This is a genomic window from Ruegeria sp. YKSD163, assembly GCF_059612905.1.
In genome coordinates, this window is the sequence record NZ_JBXWRM010000009.1 from 90,870 (window position 1) to 112,856 (window position 21,987).

20 protein-coding genes are annotated in these 21,987 nt (G+C 62.7%); 7 read left to right on the forward strand and 13 right to left on the reverse strand.

Going from position 1 to position 21,987, the window contains the following annotated elements:
- Nucleotides 1–23 precede the first annotated feature (23 nt).
- Nucleotides 24–779: a RadC family protein gene (gene radC / locus AC2FNA_RS13420; protein WP_496827299.1), complete on the forward strand. Its 756-nt coding sequence runs from the start codon at nt 24–26 to the stop codon at nt 777–779.
- Nucleotides 780–844: 65 nt separating this feature from the next.
- On the opposite strand, the gene AC2FNA_RS13425 is transcribed toward radC, so the two are convergent.
- From AC2FNA_RS13425 to secA, 3 genes are all read right to left on the reverse strand, one after another.
- A complete protein-coding gene (locus tag AC2FNA_RS13425; RefSeq protein ID WP_496827301.1) occupies nt 845–2,401 on the reverse strand; it encodes a phosphate ABC transporter substrate-binding/OmpA family protein in 1,557 nt (518 codons plus the stop codon).
- A gap of 25 nt (nt 2,402–2,426) precedes the next feature.
- Entirely contained in the window at nt 2,427–3,419 is a 993-nt protein-coding gene (locus AC2FNA_RS13430; protein WP_496827303.1) for a hypothetical protein, read from the reverse strand.
- A gap of 93 nt (nt 3,420–3,512) precedes the next feature.
- Nucleotides 3,513–6,218, reverse strand: coding sequence for a preprotein translocase subunit SecA (gene secA / locus AC2FNA_RS13435; RefSeq protein ID WP_496827305.1), 2,706 nt, complete (start codon nt 6,216–6,218; stop codon nt 3,513–3,515).
- A 173-nt stretch (nt 6,219–6,391) separates the two neighbouring features.
- Here secA and AC2FNA_RS13440 point away from each other — a divergent pair, with 173 nt between their 5' ends.
- From AC2FNA_RS13440 to AC2FNA_RS13450, 3 genes are read left to right on the forward strand one after another with little or no spacing between them, the layout of a single operon-like run.
- Nucleotides 6,392–7,243: a peptidylprolyl isomerase gene (locus AC2FNA_RS13440; protein WP_496827307.1), complete on the forward strand. Its 852-nt coding sequence runs from the start codon at nt 6,392–6,394 to the stop codon at nt 7,241–7,243.
- A 7-nt stretch (nt 7,244–7,250) separates the two neighbouring features.
- Nucleotides 7,251–8,477, forward strand: a complete 1,227-nt coding sequence (argJ, locus tag AC2FNA_RS13445; RefSeq protein WP_496827309.1) for a bifunctional glutamate N-acetyltransferase/amino-acid acetyltransferase ArgJ — start codon at nt 7,251–7,253, stop codon at nt 8,475–8,477.
- Nucleotides 8,474–8,872 carry a (deoxy)nucleoside triphosphate pyrophosphohydrolase gene (locus AC2FNA_RS13450; RefSeq protein WP_234139209.1) on the forward strand — a complete coding sequence of 133 codons (399 nt, stop codon included), beginning with the start codon at nt 8,474–8,476 and terminating at the stop codon, nt 8,870–8,872. The genes argJ and AC2FNA_RS13450 overlap by 4 nt, the downstream gene beginning before the upstream one ends.
- Before the next feature lie 478 nt (nt 8,873–9,350).
- Here the strand turns inward: AC2FNA_RS13450 and infB are convergent, their stop codons facing one another.
- The 6 genes from infB to pip form a co-directional block, all read right to left on the reverse strand.
- Entirely contained in the window at nt 9,351–11,855 is a 2,505-nt protein-coding gene (gene infB, locus AC2FNA_RS13455; protein ID WP_496827311.1) for a translation initiation factor IF-2, read from the reverse strand.
- An 8-nt stretch (nt 11,856–11,863) separates the two neighbouring features.
- Entirely contained in the window at nt 11,864–12,487 is a 624-nt protein-coding gene (locus tag AC2FNA_RS13460; RefSeq protein ID WP_496827313.1) for an RNA-binding protein, read from the reverse strand.
- A 23-nt stretch (nt 12,488–12,510) separates the two neighbouring features.
- Nucleotides 12,511–14,136 carry a transcription termination factor NusA gene (gene nusA, locus AC2FNA_RS13465; protein ID WP_496827315.1) on the reverse strand — a complete coding sequence of 542 codons (1,626 nt, stop codon included), beginning with the start codon at nt 14,134–14,136 and terminating at the stop codon, nt 12,511–12,513.
- Nucleotides 14,136–14,762, reverse strand: coding sequence for a ribosome maturation factor RimP (rimP, locus tag AC2FNA_RS13470; RefSeq protein ID WP_496827317.1), 627 nt, complete (start codon nt 14,760–14,762; stop codon nt 14,136–14,138). The genes nusA and rimP overlap by 1 nt, the downstream gene beginning before the upstream one ends.
- A 157-nt stretch (nt 14,763–14,919) precedes the next feature.
- Nucleotides 14,920–15,741 carry an ABC transporter substrate-binding protein gene (locus AC2FNA_RS13475; protein WP_496827319.1) on the reverse strand — a complete coding sequence of 274 codons (822 nt, stop codon included), beginning with the start codon at nt 15,739–15,741 and terminating at the stop codon, nt 14,920–14,922.
- On the reverse strand, nt 15,738–16,718 hold the full coding sequence (gene pip, locus AC2FNA_RS13480) for a prolyl aminopeptidase (RefSeq protein ID WP_496827321.1): 981 nt from the start codon (nt 16,716–16,718) through the stop codon (nt 15,738–15,740). The genes AC2FNA_RS13475 and pip overlap by 4 nt, the downstream gene beginning before the upstream one ends.
- Nucleotides 16,719–16,767: 49 nt before the next feature.
- On the opposite strand from pip, the gene ubiG reads away from it, so the two are divergent.
- Nucleotides 16,768–17,514, forward strand: coding sequence for a bifunctional 2-polyprenyl-6-hydroxyphenol methylase/3-demethylubiquinol 3-O-methyltransferase UbiG (ubiG, locus tag AC2FNA_RS13485; protein ID WP_496827323.1), 747 nt, complete (start codon nt 16,768–16,770; stop codon nt 17,512–17,514).
- A gap of 75 nt (nt 17,515–17,589) precedes the next feature.
- Here ubiG and AC2FNA_RS13490 read toward each other — a convergent pair whose 3' ends face one another.
- The 4 genes from AC2FNA_RS13490 to AC2FNA_RS13505 form a co-directional block, all read right to left on the reverse strand.
- A complete protein-coding gene (locus AC2FNA_RS13490) occupies nt 17,590–18,030 on the reverse strand; it encodes a MarR family winged helix-turn-helix transcriptional regulator (protein ID WP_234145293.1) in 441 nt (146 codons plus the stop codon).
- A 12-nt stretch (nt 18,031–18,042) separates the two neighbouring features.
- Nucleotides 18,043–18,873 (reverse strand): carbon-nitrogen hydrolase family protein, encoded by an 831-nt coding sequence (locus AC2FNA_RS13495; RefSeq protein WP_496827325.1) that lies wholly within the window; start codon nt 18,871–18,873, stop codon nt 18,043–18,045.
- The gene (gene grxC, locus AC2FNA_RS13500) at nt 18,870–19,130 is read right to left on the reverse strand and encodes a glutaredoxin 3 (protein WP_496827327.1); all 261 of its coding nucleotides are present in this window, start codon (nt 19,128–19,130) and stop codon (nt 18,870–18,872) included. Before grxC ends, AC2FNA_RS13495 begins: the two co-directional genes overlap by 4 nt.
- A gap of 91 nt (nt 19,131–19,221) precedes the next feature.
- Nucleotides 19,222–19,950, reverse strand: a complete 729-nt coding sequence (locus tag AC2FNA_RS13505; protein WP_496827329.1) for a double zinc ribbon domain-containing protein — start codon at nt 19,948–19,950, stop codon at nt 19,222–19,224.
- A gap of 16 nt (nt 19,951–19,966) precedes the next feature.
- Between AC2FNA_RS13505 and AC2FNA_RS13510 the strand changes: the two genes are divergently transcribed.
- Both AC2FNA_RS13510 and hemH read left to right on the forward strand, forming a co-directional pair.
- Entirely contained in the window at nt 19,967–20,800 is an 834-nt protein-coding gene (locus tag AC2FNA_RS13510; RefSeq protein ID WP_496827331.1) for a class I SAM-dependent methyltransferase, read from the forward strand.
- Nucleotides 20,801–20,858: 58 nt separating this feature from the next.
- Nucleotides 20,859–21,908 (forward strand): ferrochelatase, encoded by a 1,050-nt coding sequence (hemH, locus tag AC2FNA_RS13515; protein ID WP_496827333.1) that lies wholly within the window; start codon nt 20,859–20,861, stop codon nt 21,906–21,908.
- Nucleotides 21,909–21,987: the final 79 nt, after the last annotated feature.

Genomic DNA, 21,987 nt, shown 5'->3' on the forward strand with positions numbered 1-21,987 from the left:
GATTCGGGGCGAGGCTTCGTGCCATGCGCCAGACTGGTTTATCCGAGGCCCCGATGCTGTTCGACATGGACGAAGCGCCGGAGATGCCGCTGCCCTCGGGGCGGTTGCCGTCCTACATCCGGGATCATCGCAAGCGGTTACGCGAGCGGTTCATGACGGGCGGTGCGGCGGCGCTGCCGGATTACGAGTTGCTGGAGCTGGTGCTGTTCCGCTCGATCCCCCGCCAGGATGTGAAGCCGCTGGCGCGGCTGCTGCTCGATGCGTTTGGCGATTTCAACAGGGTGCTGACCGCCCCTGTGGAGCGGCTGGCCGAGGTCAAGGGGGTGGGCGAGGCGGTGATCACCGACCTCAAGATACTGGAGGCCAGCGCCCACCGCATGGCCCGCGCACGGGTGATGCAGCGGCAGGTGATTTCCAGTTGGGATGCGCTGCTGGATTATTGCCACACCACCATGGCGCATCGCGAGACCGAACAGTTCAGGGTCTTCTACCTGGACCGCAAGAACGTGTTGATCGCGGATGAGGAACAGGCGCGTGGCACGGTCGATCACGTGCCGGTTTATCCGCGGGAGGTGGCCAAACGGGCGTTGGAGCTGAACGCCTCGGCGCTGATCCTGGTGCACAACCACCCATCAGGAGACCCGACACCGTCGCAATCGGATATCGACATGACGTCGCGGATCCGGGCCGCGTGTGAGGCGCTGGGGATAACGCTGCACGATCACCTGATCATCGGAAAATCGGTCGAGTTGAGCTTCCGCTCCGAAGGGTTTCTATAGGGGGCGCTGCCCCCGTCGCGGCAGGGCCGCGACTCCCCCGGAGTATTTCAGGCGAAATGAAGGGGTTACTTGACCCAGACCTCGACCCGGCGATTGACCTGACGGCCCCAGTCGCTGTCATCGCAGGCCATCGGCAGCGCCTCGCCAAAGGCATCGACCGAGATTTCGACCCGCGCCGGGTCCAGTGTTTCGGCCGCCTGTAACACCGCGTCACGCACCGCCTCGGCCCGTTTCAGGGCAATGCGGGCGTTGCCCTCGGCGGCACCATCACCGTCGCTGAACCCGACAAAGAGCATTTGGCGCGCGTCATAGGCACCGCTTTCCAATTCCTGAGCCAGTTGTGCGATATTGGTCCGCGACTGCGCATCAGGGCGCGAGGATCCGGTCTCGAATCGGAAAGAGAGGCTGAGCCGTTGCATCCCAAACAGCGTGGATACGAGTCGTTGCAACTCAGTGAGGGGGACCTCGGCACCAGCGGCTGCGATGGCATTGGCCAGCCGGTTTCCCTGGACCGCGACCGGGATCAACTCTGGCGCCTGATCTACGAATCCGGCACGGCGAATCACGATCTGGGCAGCCGGGCTGCGCATGTAGGCCATGAACTCCCGTGCCAGTTTGGGCAGGCGGCGCGCGGGCATGTAAAGGAACATGGGCGAATTGAGCGGATAATCCTCGGTCTTGATGTTGCGCCGGGTTGCGGCGACGGAAAAGCCGCAATCCCCTGTCAGGGTCAACGCCCTGGCGGTTCCGGTTTCGGAATAGCTGGCGATGCCGATGGCAAACGGGTCGACGGCGACCGCACGGGCAAGCAGGCTGGAACGGTCATGGCGTGCGACCGTCTCGGGCAGCGTTTTGCCGACTGGTAACAGCAAGCGGTCCTCGACGGCCTGCGCCAGTCCCGAGCCTGCGACCGGCAAGTGTAGCGCGATGGGGGCATCGGGGCCGCCGAGCTCGGCCCAGTTCTCGATCTCGCCGGCAAAGACCTGTGCCAGTTGCGGGGCAGAGATCTGTCGCACCGGATTGACCGGCGCCACCACGGGCACCATCGCATCCAGAGCCAGAACCCGCGAGCGGTTGCTGTCGGTCATGTCGCCCAGGCCCAGTTCCAGCGCCCGCCTGCGCTCATCTGGCCGGATCTCGCGCAGGGCCATGACCAGATCGGCCTCGTCGGCCAGCAGGTCTGCGAAACCTTCGTCGGTGGTGCTGACGCGAAAGGTGAATCGGGCCTGAGGCCGTTCGCTGCCGGCCTTGAACAGAAGATAGCTAAACCGGCTCTCGGATTCGGTCTCGCGTCGGGTCTGCATGCGGTTGCGCAAGGCAAAGCCTTCGATCAGTGCGGGCAGCAGCACCTCGGCCATTGTCGAAGAGCCGCTGAGCGCCAGTTCCGCCACGAAATCGGTGAGGTTGGGGCAAGCCGGGCCATCACAGATCACCCCCGATCCGTCCACCGTCAGTTCGCCGAACCGGGTTTCGACGCGATAGAATTCTCCGTCGAAGCCAAGCAGATTGCCGCTGATCTCGACCTTGCCATCATGCGAGGTGAGGGTGATGTCCTGAGCGGTGGCCGGAAGGGCCGGGAAAACGGAAAGTGCGGCGAAAGTCGCCGCACGAAGCCAATTCATGTGAAACCTGAAAATTGCCTGCGGATTACCTGGCGGCGATCTTCAGGTCTTCGACCAGATTATTCAACACCAGAAAATCACCGGCAGCAGAACAATCTGGCATGGACATGTTCAGATCATGAGTTGTGAGCGACCCGGTCCCGCGCAGTTCCAGCGATTGGGCCGAAATCTCGCGCCCACAATTGCTGGCCGTCACCTCGGCCTCGATCGATAGGGTGATGGTGCCTGCGGTGTCGCTCTCGCCAGAGGGATAGCTGTAGATTTCGGCCAGTTGCGGCTCCAGCGTGTCGGGTTCACCCAGCCGGATCACCTGGCCGACCCCGCCGGCTGATGCTTCGGACCAGACATGGCCGGTCTCGCCATAACCGGCGCCGAACTCGCGGGCATGCAGCTGAAAGCCCGCAGCGCCAGACCATTGCACCACGACCCGGTCGATCTGGTCGAGACCCTCGACGGAGCTCATGGCGACAGCGCCGCGGCCGTTCTGGAAGGCCACGACAAACACAGCGGTTTCGGACAAAGCCGGGACAGTCACCGACAGATTGCCGACATCGTCAGTCGTATCTGTGAAGATCAAGCCGCTGTGATGTACCGTAACGCGTTGGTTACTGTAGCAGGCGGCGTTGACGCTGAGCGCGACGCTGGCCATGGGTGCGGGAGCGGCGGTCGCCGTGATCGCGCAGCCCAGTTGCGGCTCGTCCGGGTCGCTTGGCGCGTCGGGCAGCAGAATGTCCCGGGCTGGGAGGGGTATTGCGCCTTCCAACGACGGTTCCGGCAGGCGGCGGGGCTGTTCCAGGGCGGGTTGCGCAGATGTAAGCTTGATCGCATCCAACTCGAACAAGGCGTAGTCATCCACATCTGACGCGCCCGACGGTTTCAGAACCGATTGCTGGATAAGCGATTTGCGTGCCGCAACCTGCTGCGTTTCGCGCGCGGCGTTCTGCTGCATCAGGAATCCGATCAGCGCCGCGCAGAGAACGGTCCCGCCAGCTGTCAGAATCTTGCGTCTTTGTGCCATAACCACACTCCATCGCCCATTGGTCCGCGAGGAGTGTCGTTATAGAAGGCGGCCAGTTTATGGCCGCCGGGGGGAGTCATTGTGGCGGGGGCCTCAGGCCAGCCGCCCGTGGCAATGCTTGAATTTCTTGCCAGACCCGCAGGGGCACAGATCGTTGCGCGAGGGGTTGCCCCATGTGCTGGGGTCGTCCTCGACAAAGCCGGGGCGTGCATCGCCCGAAGCCTTGGCCTCGGCAACTGCTTCGGCCTGCTCTGCCGCCTGTTCGGCCTGATTCTGCTGGGCCAACATCTGCGCCATCATCTGGCGTTGTTCCTCTTCGCTCAGCATGCGAATGCGGGACAATTGCTGTGTGACGGTCTCGCGAAGGCTATCCAGCAATCCTTCGAACAGCTGAAAGCTTTCGGTCTTGTATTCGTTCAGCGGATCGCGCTGCGCATAGCCCCGGAATCCGACGACCGAGCGCAGATGTTCCAGCTTGAGCAGGTGCTCGCGCCATTTGCTGTCGATGGTCTGCAACAGCACCTGCTTCTCGATGTTGCGCATGTTCTCGGGTCCGAAATCGGCGGCCTTTTGCGTCATGTATTCGCCCGAGGCCTTGATCAGGCGTTCGCGGATTTCATCGTCATCCACGCCTTCTTCGGCGGCCCATTCGATGACAGGAACGTCGATACCCAGCTTTTCGATAACGGCGGCATAAAGGCCTTGGGTATCCCACTGGTCGGCATAGGTCTTGGGCGGCATGTATTGGTCGATCAGGTCGTCGATCACCTGCTCGCGCATGTCGGCGACCACATCCGACAGATCCTCGGTCGCCATGATCTCGCGCCGCTGGTTGAAGATCACCTTGCGCTGATCGTTCATCACGTCGTCGAATTTCAACACGTTTTTACGCATGTCGAAGTTGCGGCCCTCGACCTTGGCCTGGGCGCGTTCGAGCGACTTGTTCACCCAGGGGTGGACGATCGCCTCCCCTTCCTTCATGCCCAGCGTGGTCAACACCTTGTCCAGCCGTTCCGAGCCGAAGATACGCATCAGGTCGTCTTCCAGGCTGAGGTAGAACACCGTACGGCCCGGGTCGCCCTGACGGCCCGAGCGACCGCGCAGCTGGTTGTCGATGCGACGGCTTTCATGCCGCTCCGAGGCCATCACATAAAGGCCGCCGGCATCCAGTACCTTTTGCTTTTCCTCGGCGTGGCGGGCTTCCTCGGCGGCGCGAAGCTCTGCTGGGTCGGCCTCGGGGTTTTCGGCCAAGGCGGCCAGAACCTTCATCTCGACATTGCCGCCCAGCTGGATGTCGGTGCCGCGACCGGCCATGTTGGTGGCGATGGTCACCGCGCCATAGCGGCCGGCCTCGGCCACGATCTGCGCCTCGCGCTCGTGCTGACGGGCGTTCAGGACGTTGTGTTCGATGCCTTCCTTGGTCAGCATCTGGCTCAGCATCTCGGACTTTTCGATCGAGGTGGTGCCGAGCAGAACAGGCTGGCCCTTTTCATGCGCCTTCTTGGTCTCGGCAATCATGGCGGCGTATTTCTCGGCCGCGGTGCGATAGACTTGGTCGTCCTCGTCCTTGCGCGCGATCGGTTTGTTGGTCGGAACCTCGACGACACCCAGACCATAGATCTCGGCAAATTCCTCGGCCTCGGTCAGGGCTGTACCGGTCATGCCCGAAAGCTTGTCGTAAAGGCGGAAGTAGTTCTGGAAAGTCACACTGGCCAGCGTCACGTTCTCGGGCTGGATCTGTGCGTTCTCTTTGGCCTCGATCGCTTGGTGCAGGCCATCGGACAGACGGCGGCCCGGCATCATGCGGCCGGTGAATTCGTCGATCAGCACAACCTCACCATCGCGCACGATGTAATCCTTGTCGCGCTGGAACAGCTTGTGCGCGCGCAGACCCTGGTTGACGTGGTGCACGATGGTCGTGCTTTCGGGATCATAGAGCGACTGACCCTCGGGCAGCAGGCCACGCGCGACCAGTTGCGCTTCGAGGAACTCGTTGCCTTCGTCGGTAAAGGTGACGTTGCGGGTCTTTTCGTCCAGTTCGAAATGATCGTCTGAAAGCGAGGGCAGGAGTGCGTCGATGGCGACATAGAGATCAGAGCGATCCTGCGCAGGGCCCGAGATGATCAGCGGCGTGCGCGCCTCGTCGATCAGGATCGAGTCGACCTCGTCCACGATCGCGAAATTGTGCTGCTTCTGATAGACCTCGCTCAACTCGCCCTTCATGTTGTCGCGCAGATAGTCGAAGCCAAGCTCGTTGTTGGTGGCATAGGTGATGTCGCTTTGATAGGCGGCCATCTTCTGGTCATCGGGCTGGCCGGACCAGATCACGCCGGTCGTCATGCCCAGCGCGCCAAACACCTTGCCCATCCATTCCGAGTCGCGTTTGGCCAGGTATTCGTTCACCGTGACCACATGCACGCCCTTGCCGGTCAGCGCGTTCAGATAGGCGGGAAAGGTGGCGACCAGCGTCTTGCCCTCGCCCGTCTTCATCTCGCTGATATTGCCCTGATGCAGGAACATGCCGCCCATCAGCTGGGTGTCAAAGGCGCGCAGGCCCAGGGCCCGCTTGGCGGCTTCACGGCAGTTGGCAAAGGCCTCGGGCAAGAGCGCATCCAGGCTTTCGCCGTCCAGCGCGCGTTTGCGCAGTTCGTCGGTCTTTTGCTTCAGCCCCTCGTCGGTAAGCTTGGCAAATTCCTCTTCCAGCGCGTTGATCTGGGCGACCACCGGGCGGGTTGCCTTGATCTTGCGGTCATTCGGCGTTCCGAACACCTTTTTGGCAAGCGTTCCAAGTCCCAGCATGTGCACTCCAGCGGATTTGTTCTGTCATGGTTACGACAGGCTTGTCCGCCTTGCGCGCAACCCATAGATACGGGGGGTGAAGGCGGTCCTGTCAAAGGCTTCAAGCGATGTAAGCGGCAGGGTCCAGAGTGTCAACGCCGCGCCCCGTTGCGGCCTGGAAATAGGATGAATCAATGCCCAAAGGTCTCACAATCTTGCCATCGCTGGCGCTTGCGCTGGTGCTGGCCCTGCCGGTCGCGGCCGAGACAAAGGCCGAGGCGGACACGGTTGTGGCCCGCGTCAATGGCGAAGAGATCACGTTGGGTCACATGATCGTCGCGCGTGCCTTGCTGCCGCAGCAGTATCAGCAACTGCCCGACGATGTGTTGTTCGAAGGTATCCTGGACCAGCTGGTGCAGCAGACACTGTTGAAACAGCAACAGACGGGTGAGACCCCGAAACAGGTCGTGTTGTCGCTGGAGAACGAGGAGCGCTCGTTGCTGGCGGGTGAGACCATCGAAGAGATCATGGCCGCCGCCACCACCGACGAGGCGATCCAGTCGGCCTATGACGCGCAATATGCCGACGGGTTCGGTGGCGAGGAATACAATGCCTCGCATATCCTGGTCCCGTCCGAGGACGACGCCAAGGCCGTCAAGGAGCTGCTCGACAACGGCGCCGATTTCGCCGCCACCGCCAAGGAGAAATCCACCGGTCCGTCCGGGCCCAATGGCGGTGCGCTGGGCTGGTTCGGAGCGGGCGCGATGGTGCCGGAATTCGAACAGGCGGTCGTGGCGCTGAACGCGGGCCAGATCTCGGACCCGGTGCAGACCCAGTTCGGCTGGCACGTGATCATCCTCAATGACAAGCGCAAGTCCGAGGCCCCGCCGCTGGACGAGGTGCGCGACGAACTGGCCGGACGCATCCAGCAGGATGCCATCGACGCGCGATTGGCCGAGCTGACCAAGGACAGCGAGATTGAAAAGCCCGATCTGAACGGGATCGAACCCGGCGTGCTGCGGCAGCTGGAATTGGTGCAGGAGTAAGGCCGAAATGGCGAAGATCACCAAGGTTTCCCCTTTGGCCCCGGCCACGTTTCCGATGCTGCCCGTCATCGACGGTGTGCAGCTGGCCAGTATCGCGGCCGGGGTGCGCTATCAGGGTCGCACCGATGTGATGCTGGCGGTGTTGGCTCCGGGTACCTCGGTTGCCGGGGTGTTCACCCGGTCGGCCACCCGCTCGGCGCCGGTGTTGGACTGTCAGGCCAAGATCGGCGGCGCCAGCAACGGACCGGCCGCGATCCTCGTCAATTCAGGCAACTCCAACGCGTTTACAGGCCATTACGGCCAGACCTCGGTGGCCGAGGTGACGCAGGCGGTGGCAGATGTGACAGGTGTGCCGGTTGAACGGGTCTTTACCTCGTCCACCGGGGTGATCGGCGAGCCGATGAAACACGAGCGTATCGTGGCCAAGCTGGGCGATCTGAACGCGGCGCTGAACCCCGACGCGCTGGAGGATGCCGCCCGCGCCATCATGACCACTGATACCTTTGCCAAGGGCGCCAGCCGGACCGTCGGGATCGATGGCAAGATGGTCAAGATCGCCGGGATCGCCAAGGGCTCGGGCATGATCGCCCCGGATATGGCGACAATGCTGGTCTATATTTTTACCGATGCCCGAGTCGAACAAGGTGCGTTGCAGGCGATGCTGTCGGCGATGACCGACCGCACCTTCAACTGCATTACCGTGGACAGCGACACCTCGACCTCGGACACGCTTCTTCTGTGTGCGACGGGTGCTTCGGGTGTGGATGCGACGGGCAATGCCGAATTCGCCGCCGCGCTGGAAGAGGTGATGCTGGACCTCGCACAGCAAGTGGTGCGTGACGGTGAAGGCGCCACCAAGTTTGTCGAGATCCGGGTGACAGGCGCGGTCAGCGATACCGATGCCAAGGTGCACGGTCTGGCGATTGCCAACTCGCCATTGGTCAAGACCGCGATTGCGGGCGAAGACCCGAACTGGGGCCGGGTGGTGATGGCGATCGGCAAATCCGGCGCCGCCGCTGACCGCGACCTGCTGAGCATCTCGTTCGGCGATATCCTGGTGGCCGAAAAGGGCTGGGTCAGCCCGGGTTACCGTGAAGAGGACGCTGCCGCCTATATGAAGGGGCAGGAGTTGGTCATTGGTGTCGATCTGGGCCTTGGCGAAGGCAAGTCCACCGTCTGGACCTGCGATCTGACCCACGGATATATCGAGATCAACGCGGATTACCGCTCGTGAAAACCGTTCTCGTTTCCGCCGTCGCGCTGATCGACGTAGATGGCCGGGTGCTGCTGGCGCAGCGCCCGGAAGGCAAGTCGATGGCCGGTTTGTGGGAGTTTCCCGGCGGCAAGGTCGAACCCGGCGAGACGCCCGAACTGGCGCTGATCCGCGAGCTGCACGAGGAACTGGGGATCAATACCTGGGCCTCGTGCCTGGCGCCACTGACCTTTGCCAGCCACAGCTATGATGATTTCCATTTGCTGATGCCGCTGTTTGCCTGCCGAAAATGGGAGGGTATCCCCCAGTCGCGCGAGGGGCAGGCGCTGACATGGGTACGTGCAAACGAACTTCGCAACTACCCGATGCCAGCAGCGGATATCCCGCTGATCCCGATCCTGCGCGACTGGTTGTAATGGGTTCTTGTCATATTCATCATGTCTTGACGTTTGGTAATCTGTGCAAATTTGGTATTCCGAGCAAACATTTAAGCTAGATGCTGATTTCTTGCGGCGCTTTGAATACTGTTTTCGGGCGAATTCTCATGTGATTTCTCGTGCGCGATGGTGTATACCGTGTATGCCGGAAGCATTGGGTCAGAACGTTGTGTCGACCCTTTTCTTTCCGGAGGACATGGATGTTTGATGCGGCGTGCTTTTGCATGGAGAAGCCATGGTTCGCAGCAAGAAATCCGAAGCGGATGTGCCGCAAGGCTGGCAGCCCAAGGCGTAACGTGGAAAGTTCGAGAGTTTAAAGACCACCACTCACACGGGTCTTGAGGGCAAGAAGAGGCATGGGGCCTTTTCTTGCCTCTTTTTTGGTTAACCCCATGAACGCGAGACGAAAAAGGGCGGCTCGCAAGAGCCGCCCCATCAATCTGTTTTCTGCCTCCGATCAGGTCAGCGACCGGGTGACTTCCTCGCGCTCGAAGATCTCGATCACGTCGCCGGGGCGGATATCGTCGTAGTTTTCAAAGGCCATGCCGCATTCCTGGCCCGACTGCACTTCGGACACTTCGTCCTTGAAGCGCTTGAGGGTTTTCAGCGTGCCTTCGTGGATCACCACGTTGTCGCGGAGCAGGCGCACACCGGCAGAGCGGCGGGCGACACCTTCGGTGACCAGACAACCGGCGACCTTGCCGACGTTGGAGACCTTGAACACCTCTTTGATATTCGCGTAGCCGATGAAGTTCTCGCGAATTTCCGCGCTCAGCAGGCCGCTCGCGGCCGCTTTGACGTCGTCGACCAGGTCATAGATCACCGAATAATACCGGATCTCGACGCCCTTCTGGTTGGCGGTGTTACGCGCGCTTGCGTTCGCCCGGACGTTGAAGCCCATGATCGGCGCGCCGGATGCCTCGGCGAGGCCCACATCGGTCTCGGTGATGGCACCAACGCCCGAATGCAGCACGCGCACGCGCACCTCGTCGTTGCCGATCTTTTCCATCGCCTGAACGATCGCCTCGGCAGAGCCCTGCACGTCGGCTTTCACCAGGATCGGCAGTTCGGCGACATTCTCGTCCGCCTTGGCCTTGGCCATCAGCTGTTCCAGCGTGGTGGCGGCACCGGCGGCGGCGCGTTTGTCCTTGGCGACCTGGGCGCGGTATTCCGCGATCTCGCGGGCCTGTGCCTCGGTCGAGGTCACGTTCAGAACGTCGCCTGCCTCGGGCGTGCCGTTCAGGCCCAGCACCTCGACCGGCACCGAAGGACCGGCTTCGGTGACGCGCTCACCCTTGTCGTTGATCAGGGCGCGGACCTTGCCGTATTGCTCACCCACGACAAAGATGTCGCCCTGGCGCAGCGTTCCCTTCTGGATCAGCACGGTGGCAACCGGGCCACGGCCCACATCCAGCTGCGCCTCGATCACCGCACCCTGTGCGGGGCGGTCGGGGTTGGCCTTGAGTTCCAGGATCTCGGCCTGCAGTGCGATCGCTTCCAGCAGCTCGTCCAGACCTTCGCCAGTCTTGGCCGAAACCTCGACATCCTGCACTTCGCCCGACATCGCCTCAACCACAACTTCGTGCTGCAGCAGGTCGGTGCGCACCTTGGTCGGGTTCGCCTCGGGTTTGTCGATCTTGTTGATCGCCACGATCATCGGCACGCCGGCGGCCTTGGCGTGGTTGATCGCCTCGACGGTCTGCGGCATCACCGCGTCATCAGCGGCAACAACCAGAACCACGATATCGGTCACCTGAGCACCGCGCGAGCGCATCGAGGTAAAGGCCGCGTGGCCCGGCGTATCGAGGAAGCTGAGCGTTGTGCCGCCATCGGTTTTGACCTGATAGGCGCCGATATGCTGGGTGATGCCACCGGCCTCGCCCGCAACAACCTTGGCGTCGCGGATCGCATCCAGAAGCGAGGTTTTCCCGTGGTCGACATGGCCCATGATCGTGATGACCGGCGGGCGCGGCTTGAGGTCTTCTTCGGCGTCCTCGATATCCGAGATGACGTCTTCGACGTCGGAATCCGAAACCCGGACAACCTTGTGGCCGAATTCCTCGATGATCAGTTCGGCGGTGTCGGCGTCGATGGTCTGGTTCTGAGTGACCATCATGCCCATCTTCATCAGTTCCTTGACCACATCGGCCACACGCTCGGCCATGCGGTTGGCAAGTTCGGAAACCACGATCGCCTCGGGCAACTGAACCTCGCGGATCACCTTTTCGCGCTCGGCGGCGCTGCCCATGGCTTTTTGCCGGGCGCGCTCCTGCTTGCGCTTCATCGCGGCCAGTGATTTCTGGCGCCCGCCCTCACCGTCGGTGACTTGGCTGAGCGTCAACTTGCCCGAGCGGCGTCCGTCCTGACGGCCTTTGCCACGGGTCTGGCGCTGCTCTCGTTCGCGGTCGCGGTCGACCCGGCGGGCATTGTCACCACTGTCGGGGCGGGCCGACGCCGGCGCACGCTCGGCGCTGCGTTCGGGCTTGGGTGCTTCCTGCTCGGCGGCGGCACGCGCGGCGGCGCGCTTGGCCTCTTCTTCCGCTTCGAGGCGCTGACGCTCCTCTTCCTCGGCCTTTTCGCGGGCACGCTGCTCGGCTTCGCGCTGTTCGCGCTCCTTGGCCTCTTGCTCGGCCCGGCGGCGTTCACGCTCTTCGGCGCGCGCCTTCTCCTCGGCCTCGCGCTGCGCGGCTTCTTCGGATTCGCGGGCCTTGGCGGCCTTGAGCGCGTTCAGCCGGCGCTCCATCTCGGCGTCGGAAATCCCGGCGGGACGGCGCGAAGGGTCTCCGGCCGGCGAAGAACCACCGGCGCTCGGCTTTCCGGCGCCGGGCTTGGGGACCACCACGCGCTTGCGCTTGGTTTCCACCACGACATTCTTGGTCCGTCCGTGGCTGAAACTCTGTTTCACGTTCCCGGGGCGGGAACCACGCAGACCCAATGTCTTTTTGCCGTCAGTATCGCTCATAAAGCTTCTTACCCTTCCGCGCGGCCCTTGCCGCCGTCATCCGTTTTGCGCATTCCACGAAGGCGTTGCGCTTCCTCTACAACACGTTTGGCGAGTCCACCAGAGGCCAGCGCCGCATGTATCACTGTTTGGCGGCCAAAAGCCATGCCCAATTCATCCGCCGTGAGCCAACCAATGTATTTGCCGAAATGCGGCGTGCTCAGTTTGGTCTTGCCTCGGCCCGATCCGTCCGAGGCCTGGATCAGGACCTGCGCCTCTTCCTTGTCGAGCCAGGTCTTGACCTTTTCGTATCCCGCGACTGCGTCGCCGGACTTGCGTGCCAGGCTGAGCAGGTCGACAACGCGGCGGATCAGTTGTCGCTCGACCTCGTCCACCAGCCCGTCGGGCACCTGCACCTGCTGTTTCAGGCCGCGAGCAAAGAGTTTCTTGTCCACGGCTTTTTGCAGCGTGTCCCGGTCTGCGGCCACATAGGTGCCGCGTCCGGGCAGTTTGCCCGCGATATCGGGCACCAGTTGCCCGTCGGGGCCGGCCACGAAACGGATAAGCCCGTATCTAGGCCGTGCCTCGCCCGTGGCAATGCACTTGCGCTCGGGACCTTCGGTCCGGTCTTTATGTGCACCGCCACGTGTCATGCGTTATCTCCGTCGGCCCGGAATCAGGCCTCGGCCTCCTCGTCGGTTGCGGTTTCGCCCTCGTCGGTCTCTTCCGCCTCTTCGAGCAGTTCTGTCGGATCCACCCAGCCCAACATGACGCGGGCGGTCATCACCATATCCTGCGCATCTTCCAGCGAAACGTCGAAGGGTTCCAGAATACCGTCATCCTTGACCCGCTGACCGTCGACCGTGGTCCAGCCACCGGCCAGCTCCCAGTCGGCACAGGTTGCGAAATCTTCCAGCGTCTTGACGTCGTCCTTGGCCAATGCCTCGACCATTTGGGGTGTCAGGCCCTCGAATTCAATAAGGCTATCCTCGGCTCCCAGGGCGCGGGCATTGTCCAGCGCCGCCTTGGCCTGTGCCTCGAGATAGTCTCGGGCACGGGCCTGAAGCTCTTCGGCGGTGCCTTCGTCGACTCCGTCGATCACCAGAAGCTCGTCAAGCTCGACATAGGCGACCTCTTCGAGATTGGTGAAGCCTTCGGAGACCAGCAGCTGGGCAAAGAACTCGTCCAGATCGAGGGTTTCCATGAACAGCGCGGTGCGGCTCTCGAATTCCTTCTGACGGCGCGCCGATTCCTCGGCCTCTGTCATGATGTCGATGTCGAGACCGGTCAGCTGCGACGCAAGGCGCACGTTCTGGCCCCGACGACCGATGGCCAGGCTCAGCTGCTCCTCGGGGACCACGACCTCGATCTTGCCGGCTTCTTCGTCCAACACCACCTTCGACACCTCGGCCGGTTGCAGCGCGTTCACCAGGAAGGTCGGCTGATCCTCGTTCCACGGGATGATGTCGATCTTTTCGCCCTGCAGCTCGTTGACAACGGCCTGCACGCGGCTGCCGCGCATACCCACACAGGCGCCGACCGGGTCGATCGAGTTGTCATAGGAGATCACGGCGATCTTGGCGCGGCTGCCTGGGTCTCGGGCCACGGCCTTGATCTCGATGATGCCGTCATAGATTTCCGGCACTTCCATCTTGAACAGTTCGGCCATGAATTCCGGCGCGGTGCGCGACAGGAAGATTTGCGGCCCGCGCGGCTCGCGGCGCACGTCCTTGATGTAGCAGCGGATACGGTCGTTCGGGCGATAGCTTTCGCGGCCGATCTTTTCGTTGCGACGCAGGATCGCCTCGCCCGCACCCACATCGACGATGACGTTGCCGTATTCCTCGCGCTTGACGAGGCCGTTGATGATGGTGCCGGCGCGGTCCTTGAATTCTTCGTACTGACGATCCCGCTCGGCTTCGCGCACCTTTTGCAGGATCACCTGCTTGGCGGATTGCGCGGCGATACGGCCCATCTCGACCGGCGGCACCTCTTCGACGAAAGTATCGCCGATCTGCGGATTTTCCATGTACTGCTTGGCCTGTTCGACAGTGAACTCGGCCTGATAATTCTCAAGCTCGTCATCGGCGACAACGGTGCGGACACGGGTAAAGGTCGCCTTGCCGGTCTTGCGGTCGATGTGGACGCGGATGTCCATCTCGGCGCCGTAGCGGCTCTTGGCCGCGCGGGCGAGGGATTCCTCCATCGCCTCGACCACCAGACCGGGGTCGATCATCTTTTCACGGGCCACGGCCTCGGCGGTTTGCAGCAGCTCAAGCTGGTTTGCAGAGGTGATTGCCATTACTTCGTCTCCTCTTCGGACCCGTCGCGGGCCATGGTCGTGGCGCCCGTTTCGGGCGCTTCCTCTACGATTTCGTCGAATTGGTCTTCGTTCAGAACGCCGGCGGCCTTGCGCTGGCGCAGCATTTCTTTGATCAGGTCGTCGGTCAGAACCAGCTTGGCATCGCTCAGCCAGTCGAATTCTAGGCCGATGGTCACCGTTTCGCCATTCTGGTCGATGTTGATCAGCACCTCGTTGCCCTCGACACCAGCCAGTTCACCCTTGAACCGGCGGCGGCCGTCGATCATCTCGGTGGTTTCGATCTTGGCCTCGTAGCCTTCGAACATCTCGAAATCCTTGAGCCGGGTCAGCGGCCGGTCAATGCCCGGGCTTGACACTTCGAGCGTATAGGCATCCAGGATCGGATCCTCGACATCCAGCGTGGCGCTGACCGCGTTCGAGATCGCGGCGCAATCGTCCACCTCGATACCGCCATCGGGCTTGTCGGCCATGATCTGAAGCGTGGTGCTCTTGCCGCTCATCAGGCGAATGCGCACCAGCTCGTATCCCAGATCCGCGATCACGGGGCTGACGATCTCGGCCAGGCGCCGGTCGATGGCGGCCTTTGCTATCAGGTTGTTGGTCATCTCGTGTCTTACCCAAGCTCCGGGCACAAAAAAACGGGCGCGCGGCCCGTCGATCTATTCCGGTGGAACCCCAGGCCAGTGCCCGACGCGCCGCTGTTGTCAAGGCATATACGCGGGATGGGGTGAGTCTGCAAGGGGGTGGGATTCGAAAGCTGGTTTACCCAACCCACCAGCGTTCCGCGATGCGGCCATCGTCCAGCGGACTACGGCTGCCGATCTGGCGCGGCAGGCCGACCGAGACGGCGGCGGCGAGCGCCATGTCGTCCTCGGAGGGGTGATAGCGGAACCGGGCGCGGTCGCGCAGCCCGTCGGGAAGGGGCAGGGCGGCGACATCGACATATCCGTCGCGCAGTGCCTCGGCCCGGACGGCGGGGTCGGGGATCACGATCACCTCGACCGTGTCGGCCCATCCGGCCTGACCCTGATTGTAGTGATCGTCAACCTTGCGGCCCAGGAAATGCCGCCCGTCCTGCGCCCGTTCGACCCGGTAACAACCAGTGCCGTTGGCCTGTTCCAGCGGCGTGACCGCCGCGCCCGCGCGGGTGATGGCAAAGCGGATATCGGCCAGCCGGAAGGGCAGGCCGGGATCGGCTTCGGCCAGTTCCAGCCGCAGCCGCGCGGGGCCAAGCGTCTCGGTCAGGCCGATTTCGGCCAGCGACGCGGCGGCATCGCTGGCAGAGAACCGCGTGCCATCGTGAAAGGTAACATCCTCGCGCAGATCAAAGCTCCAGACCCGGGCGCTGTCATCGGGTTGCCAGCCGGTGGCCAGTTCACCCCTGAGGGTGCCGTCGGGCGCGATCTCGGTCAGGGTGTCGAAAACGGCACCGCGCGCGATCCGTTCCAGGCTGTCGTCTCGCGGAACCGCCAGACGCAGGGTGCCCCCCGCCCGGGGCCGGTCGGCCAGCGACATGCCCGTCGAGGCCAAAAGGGCTGCGGCAGCACCCGAGGCGAACAGCGCGCGGCGGTCGATCCGGGTCATGTCGCGACCTCCTGTGCGATGCCGTCCATGATGCGCACCAGTTCGGCGCTGATGCCCGGTTCGGACAGGGCGTGGCCGGCATTGCGGATCATCCGTAGTTCGCAACTGGGCCATAGCTCGCTGAGCTTCCAGGCTGAGCTGGGTGGGCAGATCATGTCATAGCGCCCCTGCACGATATGGCCGGGAATATGCGAGATACGTCCCATATTGGCGAGGATCTGGCCGTCGAATTCCAGGAAGCCGTCGTTGATGAAATAGTGATTCTCGAGCCGGGCAAACGCACGGGCATAATCGCCGGGGCTTTCGCCCGTTGTGCCGTTTGAATGGATCGAGGCGAGCGCGTTCTCCCAGGCCGACCAGGCGCGGGCATAGCGGATCTCTTGCGCCATATCGCCCGAGAACAGGCGTTTGTGATAGGCGGTGATCATGTCGCCGCGTTCATTCTCGGGGATCAATGCAGCAAAGCGCGACCAGGGTTCTGGCCAGAACCGCCCGGCGCCGCCGCCATAGAACCAGTCCAACTCGGCCCGGGTCATCAGGAATACGCCGCGCAGCACCAGCCGGGTAACGCGGTCGGGATAGGTCTGGGCATAAACCAGTGCCAGGGTGGCGCCCCAACTGCCGCCAAAGGCGATCCAGCTGTCGATCTCCAGCGCTTTGCGGATACGTTCGATATCGGAAACCAGATGCCAGGTGGTGTTGTCGGTGACCGAGGCATGAGGTCGCGACCGGCCACAACCGCGCTGATCGAAGAGAATCACCCGGTACACCGCAGGATCGAAATAGCGCCGCATCGCCGGGCTGCATCCACCGCCCGGACCGCCATGCAGAACCACGACAGGGATGCCGTTGGGATTGCCGCTTTGCTCTACATAGACGTGGTGACCCTGACCAACATCCAGCATCCGCTGGTCGAACGGGTCGATCGGCGGATAGAGATATTGCATTGCGCGCTTTTGGTCCGGGTTTTTGTCCATTACAGGCCTATATAGTCCGCAATGGGTAAAAGAGCACACGGAGACAGGAATGCAAGCGCATCCGAACACGGTCGACCCGTCAGAGATCGCGAAATTCGAGGCGATGGCCGCCGAATGGTGGGATCCCCATGGCAAGTTCAAACCGCTGCATATGCTCAACCCCTGCCGCCTGGACTATATCACCCGGCAGATCGCGGGCGAATTCGACCGGGACCTGACCGTGCATCGGCCCTTTGCCGGATTGCGGCTGCTCGATATCGGCTGTGGCGGCGGATTGCTGAGCGAGCCGATGGCAAGGCTGGGGGCCGAGGTGGTTGGAGCAGATGCCGCCGAGGGAAATCTGCCGGTGGCGCGCATTCATGCGGAACAGTCGGACCTGGAAATCGACTATCGCCACACTACCGCCGAGGCGCTGGCCGAGGCGGGTGAGCTGTTCGACGTGGTGCTGAATATGGAGGTGGTCGAGCATGTGGCTGATCCGCTGTCCTATCTGCGGGCGACCCATGATCTGTTGAAACCGGGTGGGTTGCAGATCTGCTCGACCATCAACCGCAATCCCAAATCCTATGCGATGGCGATCCTTGGGGCCGAGGTGGTGATGCGTTGGCTGCCGCGCGGAACGCATGAGTGGTCGAAGTTCATCACCCCGGATGAATTGTTCGACCTGCTGCGGCAGGCAGGGCTGGATCCGGTGGATCGCAAGGGATTCGTGTTCAACCCGATTTCGTGGCAGTGGTCTATCTCGGATCGCGATCTGAGCGTCAACTACGTAACCGCCAGCCTGCGGCCGCGCTAGGCGCGCCGTTTTCCGATACGGAAAACGGCCAGGAAAATTCGCAATTTTCCTGGCCGGAAATCTTTGATTTCCGGTTCAGTTGTTTTCCAGTTTGATCCGCAGATCCCGCAGTACCGGCAGGGCCAGCCGAACGCGCTCGGTACCCAGTTCGCCCACCACATGATCGATCAGCGGCGCAATCATCGAGATTGCCTGATCGCGTGCCTGACGTCCCGCCGGGCTGATCGCCACCATCTTGCGCCGGGCATCGTCCCAGTCCGGGCGGATATGGATATATCCAGCCCATTCCAGCTTGGCGAGCGTATTGGTCATCGCCCCCCTGGTCACGTGAAACGTGCTGGCCAGCTGTGCCGGGGTGCGCTCATCTCCGACAAAGACCAGATGGTTCAGGACCGAAAAATGCGAGATTTCCATACCTTTGGGAAGCACCCGGCTGAGCCGGTTGCGCAACAGTTGGTCTGCAGTCAGGATCTCGCTGAACAGCGAGACCGCCAGGGTGTGGATATCGTCAGCCATCTCGTCACTGGGTCAGGGTCCTTCGAAAGCGCGTATGTGAGTCAAACTTGGGACTCTGCGTCGCGCCTCTGTAACAGATGTATCATCCAGATCGAAGATGTGAATGCCCGGTTCGGTGCCTGCGTCGATCCGCACCTCGCCCCAGGGGGCAACGACAAGGCTGTGACCATGGGTGTGGCGTGGTTTGCCGCGGTTGTGCGGATGGGTGCCGGTCTGGGCCGGGGCAAGAACCCAGCAACCGGTTTCGATCGCCCGTGCCCTGAGCAGCGATTCCCAATGCGCGGCGCCGGTCACTGGCGAAAAGGCTGCCGGAACGGTCAGGATGGTCGCTCCTGCCTGTGCGAGCGCCGCATGCAGATGCGGAAAACGCAGGTCATAACAGATTGTCATCCCCACGGTGCCGAATTCGGTCGGGGCCAGCACGGCCCGGCCACCCGGCCGGTAATTGGCCGATTCGCGAAAGGTTTCGGTTTCGGTCACCTGCACGTCGAACATGTGGATCTTGTCATAGCGGGCCACGATCCCCCCATCCGGCCCGATCATGAATGACCGGTTGGCAAATCGCCCGTCGGCATCGTGTGTCTTGAGCCCGAGCGAGCCGATCAGCAGCCAGATTCCCAGCTCGGCCGCCTGTTCCCTGAGCCCGGCCAGGGTGATGTCGTCCCCTTCGTGCTGCAACACCTCGCGCTGGCGTGTGGTGCTGTTCGAGACGCAATTGGTCACCTCGGGTGTCAGCACCCAGCGGGCGCCCCCCGCCGCGGCCTCGGCGACCATGCCCCGAACCATGTCCAGATTGGCCGCCGGGTCGTCCGACGAGGTGAGTTGCAGCAGCGCGGTTTTCATCCGGAGGCCAGCAGCGGATCGAGCTTGCCGTCCTGTTCCAGCGCATAGAGATCGTCGCAGCCACCCACGTGCTGACCGCCGATAAAGATTTGCGGCACCGTACGGCGCCCGCCCGCGCGCTGGATCATCTCGGGCTTGCGCTTGGGGTTGGTCAGCACGTTGATTTCGGTAAAGGCGATGCCTTTCTGATCCAGCAGCCGTTTGGCCGCATGGCAGAAACCGCAAAGCGGCGAGGTATAGATTTCGACGGGTTTCATCCGGGTATCCTTCGTTTCGCGCCAATCTAGATCATTTCCGGCGAAAGTGGAGACCGGTTTTTCGACAGGCGCGGGTTTGGTGCTTGCGCAGCTATGCCTCGCGCGTAACCCGCGCCAGTACCAAAACGAAAACTTGATCAGCGCCCGCGTTCAGACAGGCCTGCGTAGATGCCGCCAGGGTCGCGCCCGAGGTCATCACATCGTCGATCAGCAACAGCTTGCGCGCCGCCAGCCTGCGGCGCCGTCGAGGATGGACCGAGATCGCGTTTGCAAGGGTTTCGGCCCTCTGGGTGGAGCTCAGCCCTTCAAGCATCGGCGTGGCGCGATCGCGAACCAAAAGGTCGGGGCAGACCTGCAGACCGGTCTGGCGCCTGATGCTCTGAGCCAAGAGGGCGGACTGGTTATAGCGACGGCGCAGCAGGCGTGACCAATGTAGCGGTACGGGCGCGATCAGCATGTTTGGCCGCAACAGGGGTGCTGCCGCGCGGGCCATCCACAGCCCGCCGGGTCGGGCCAGTTCGGGCCGGTCGCCGTGTTTCAGGGCCAGCACCATGCGCCGGGCCCGCCCGGTATAGAGAAGCGCGGCGCGCCCGTCGGACCATGGGCGCGGGTGGGTCATGCAGTCGTCGCATTCAATCCGGTGCCCGTCGCGGGCGCCGGGCAGGGGGGCGCCGCAACTGTCGCAGACGGTGCCGTCGATAAAGGGCGTGTCGCGCCAGCATTTGCCACACAGCCCGAAATCGGATGTTACCAGATCGCCGCAGCCCAGGCAGCGCGGGGGATAGACCGTTTCGATCGCGGTTTGAATCTGTTGCCACATGGGTTAACTGCGCCTCATGACGACACCCGGTTCCTCTCTGCCCCCCGCGCTGGTCGATAGCGCCGCATTGGCCGCGCGCCGTGCCAGAATGCGGGACACGGCGCTTTTCCTGCACCACGCCGCGCTGGACGAGGTTCAGGATCGCCTGTCTTTGGTTAACAGAACCTTTACGGATATGGCGGTGGTGACCCCGGCACCGTCGCTCTGGGCCGGGCACTTTCCGACGGCCCGGCTTGTGGCCGAGGACGAGACGCTCGATCTGACCCCGCAAAGCTGCGATCTGTTGGTGCATGCCATGGCCTTGCACTGGGCGAACGACCCGGTGGGGCAATTGATCCAGTGTCGGCGCGCGCTGCGGCCCGACGGGCTGTTTCTGGCGATCTGCTTTGGCGGCCAGACCCTACATCAACTGCGCGCATCGCTTGCCGAGGCTGAATCCCTGGTCACCGGTGGTATCAGTCCGCGGGTGGCGCCGATGGCCGAGATTCGCGATCTGGGCGCGCTGCTCCAGCGGGCCGGGCTGGCGCTGCCGGTGGCCGACAGCCTGACGCTCACCGCCGAATACCGCGACCTGCCGCACCTGATGCGGGACCTGCGCCATATGGGAGAGGCCAATGCCCTGTCCGCGCGTCTGCGTCGCCCGACGCGGCGTGCGGTGTTCACGCGGGCAGAGGACATATATTCCGCCCATTTCGCCACGACCGAAAACCGCCTGCCCGCCACGTTTGAACTGATCTGCCTGACTGGTTGGGCGCCGGATGAAAGCCAGCCCAAACCGCTGCGTCCGGGGTCGGCCAGCGCCCGGTTGGCGGCGGCGCTGGGTACATCGGAAACGCCTTTGTCCGATTGACGGCAGGAGATTTACCGTTATCTCAGACCGAAGCCCGCAGAAATTCAGGAAGCCAGATATGTTCGACGCCACCCGCCCCGCCCACGCGCCCGCTGACCACCCCAAGGTGAAAATGGGTCGCATCGGTGTGTTGCTGGCCAATCTTGGTACGCCCGACGACTATTCCTATTGGCCGATGCGCCGCTATCTGAACGAGTTTCTGTCCGACAAGCGTGTGATCGACTATCCGGCCTGGAAATGGCAACCGATCCTGCAGGGGATCATCCTGACCAAGCGGCCGTTCAGTTCGGGCGCGGCCTATAAATCCATCTGGAATCATGACAAGGGCGAAAGCCCGCTGATGACGATCACCAAGGATCAGACCGCCAAGCTGCGCGCGGCGCTGGCCGAACGGTATGGCGACCGGGTGCTGGTGGATTTCTGCATGCGCTACGGCAATCCCTCGACCAAGTCCAAGGTGCGCCAGATGGTGGCCGAGGGCTGCGACCGTATCCTGTTCTTTCCGCTCTATCCGCAATATGCCGGGGCCACGACCGCGACGGCCAACGACCAGTTCTTTCGCGCACTGATGGACGAGGCCTGGCAACCCGCCGCGCGTACCGTGCCGGCCTATTTCGACGAACCGGTCTATATCGACGCGCTGGCACAATCGATCGAGCGCGCCTATGCGGCGATGGACCGTCGGCCCGACGTTCTGGTCTGCTCGTATCACGGCATGCCCGAACGCTATCTGATGCAGGGCGACCCGTATCATTGCCAGTGTGTGAAAACCACGCGGCTGCTGCGCGAGCGTCTGGGCTGGGACAAGAGCGAGGTTATATCGACCTTTCAGTCGCGATTCGGCCCCGAAGAATGGCTGAAACCCTATACGGTCGATCACGTGGCAGAACTGGCGCGGCAGGGTAAGCTCAATATCGCCGTGGTTGCACCGGCCTTTTCCTCCGATTGCATCGAGACCTTGGAAGAGATCAACGAAGAGATTCGCGAGAGCTTTGTGCACGCGGGCGGCGAGAGCTTTACCTATATCCCTTGTCTCAACGACGAGGATGCCCATATCGCGGCGCTGGCCAAGGTGGTCGAAAGCAATCTGGGCGGTTGGCTGGACTGACCGCCAGGTCGTGCCCTGCGGGGCAACATGTTGAGAGGGCAATAAAAAAGGCGGTGGAGACCACCGCCTTTCTTACAAC

Bases quoted from the DNA above. Each gene is read 5' to 3' on its own strand.
- radC (WP_496827299.1), top strand. From the start codon at position 24: ATGCGCCAGACTGGTTTATCCGAGGCCCCGATGCTGTTCGACATGGAC.
- AC2FNA_RS13425 (WP_496827301.1), bottom strand. From the start codon at position 2,401: ATGAATTGGCTTCGTGCGGCGACTTTCGCCGCACTTTCCGTTTTCCCG.
- AC2FNA_RS13430 (WP_496827303.1), bottom strand. From the start codon at position 3,419: ATGGCACAAAGACGCAAGATTCTGACAGCTGGCGGGACCGTTCTCTGC.
- secA (WP_496827305.1), bottom strand. From the start codon at position 6,218: ATGCTGGGACTTGGAACGCTTGCCAAAAAGGTGTTCGGAACGCCGAAT.
- AC2FNA_RS13440 (WP_496827307.1), top strand. From the start codon at position 6,392: ATGCCCAAAGGTCTCACAATCTTGCCATCGCTGGCGCTTGCGCTGGTG.
- argJ (WP_496827309.1), top strand. From the start codon at position 7,251: ATGGCGAAGATCACCAAGGTTTCCCCTTTGGCCCCGGCCACGTTTCCG.
- infB (WP_496827311.1), bottom strand. From the start codon at position 11,855: ATGAGCGATACTGACGGCAAAAAGACATTGGGTCTGCGTGGTTCCCGC.
- AC2FNA_RS13460 (WP_496827313.1), bottom strand. From the start codon at position 12,487: ATGACACGTGGCGGTGCACATAAAGACCGGACCGAAGGTCCCGAGCGC.
- nusA (WP_496827315.1), bottom strand. From the start codon at position 14,136: ATGGCAATCACCTCTGCAAACCAGCTTGAGCTGCTGCAAACCGCCGAG.
- rimP (WP_496827317.1), bottom strand. From the start codon at position 14,762: ATGACCAACAACCTGATAGCAAAGGCCGCCATCGACCGGCGCCTGGCC.
- AC2FNA_RS13475 (WP_496827319.1), bottom strand. From the start codon at position 15,741: ATGACCCGGATCGACCGCCGCGCGCTGTTCGCCTCGGGTGCTGCCGCA.
- pip (WP_496827321.1), bottom strand. From the start codon at position 16,718: ATGGACAAAAACCCGGACCAAAAGCGCGCAATGCAATATCTCTATCCG.
- ubiG (WP_496827323.1), top strand. From the start codon at position 16,768: ATGCAAGCGCATCCGAACACGGTCGACCCGTCAGAGATCGCGAAATTC.
- AC2FNA_RS13490 (WP_234145293.1), bottom strand. From the start codon at position 18,030: ATGGCTGACGATATCCACACCCTGGCGGTCTCGCTGTTCAGCGAGATC.
- AC2FNA_RS13495 (WP_496827325.1), bottom strand. From the start codon at position 18,873: ATGAAAACCGCGCTGCTGCAACTCACCTCGTCGGACGACCCGGCGGCC.
- grxC (WP_496827327.1), bottom strand. From the start codon at position 19,130: ATGAAACCCGTCGAAATCTATACCTCGCCGCTTTGCGGTTTCTGCCAT.
- AC2FNA_RS13505 (WP_496827329.1), bottom strand. From the start codon at position 19,950: ATGTGGCAACAGATTCAAACCGCGATCGAAACGGTCTATCCCCCGCGC.
- AC2FNA_RS13510 (WP_496827331.1), top strand. From the start codon at position 19,967: ATGACGACACCCGGTTCCTCTCTGCCCCCCGCGCTGGTCGATAGCGCC.
- hemH (WP_496827333.1), top strand. From the start codon at position 20,859: ATGTTCGACGCCACCCGCCCCGCCCACGCGCCCGCTGACCACCCCAAG.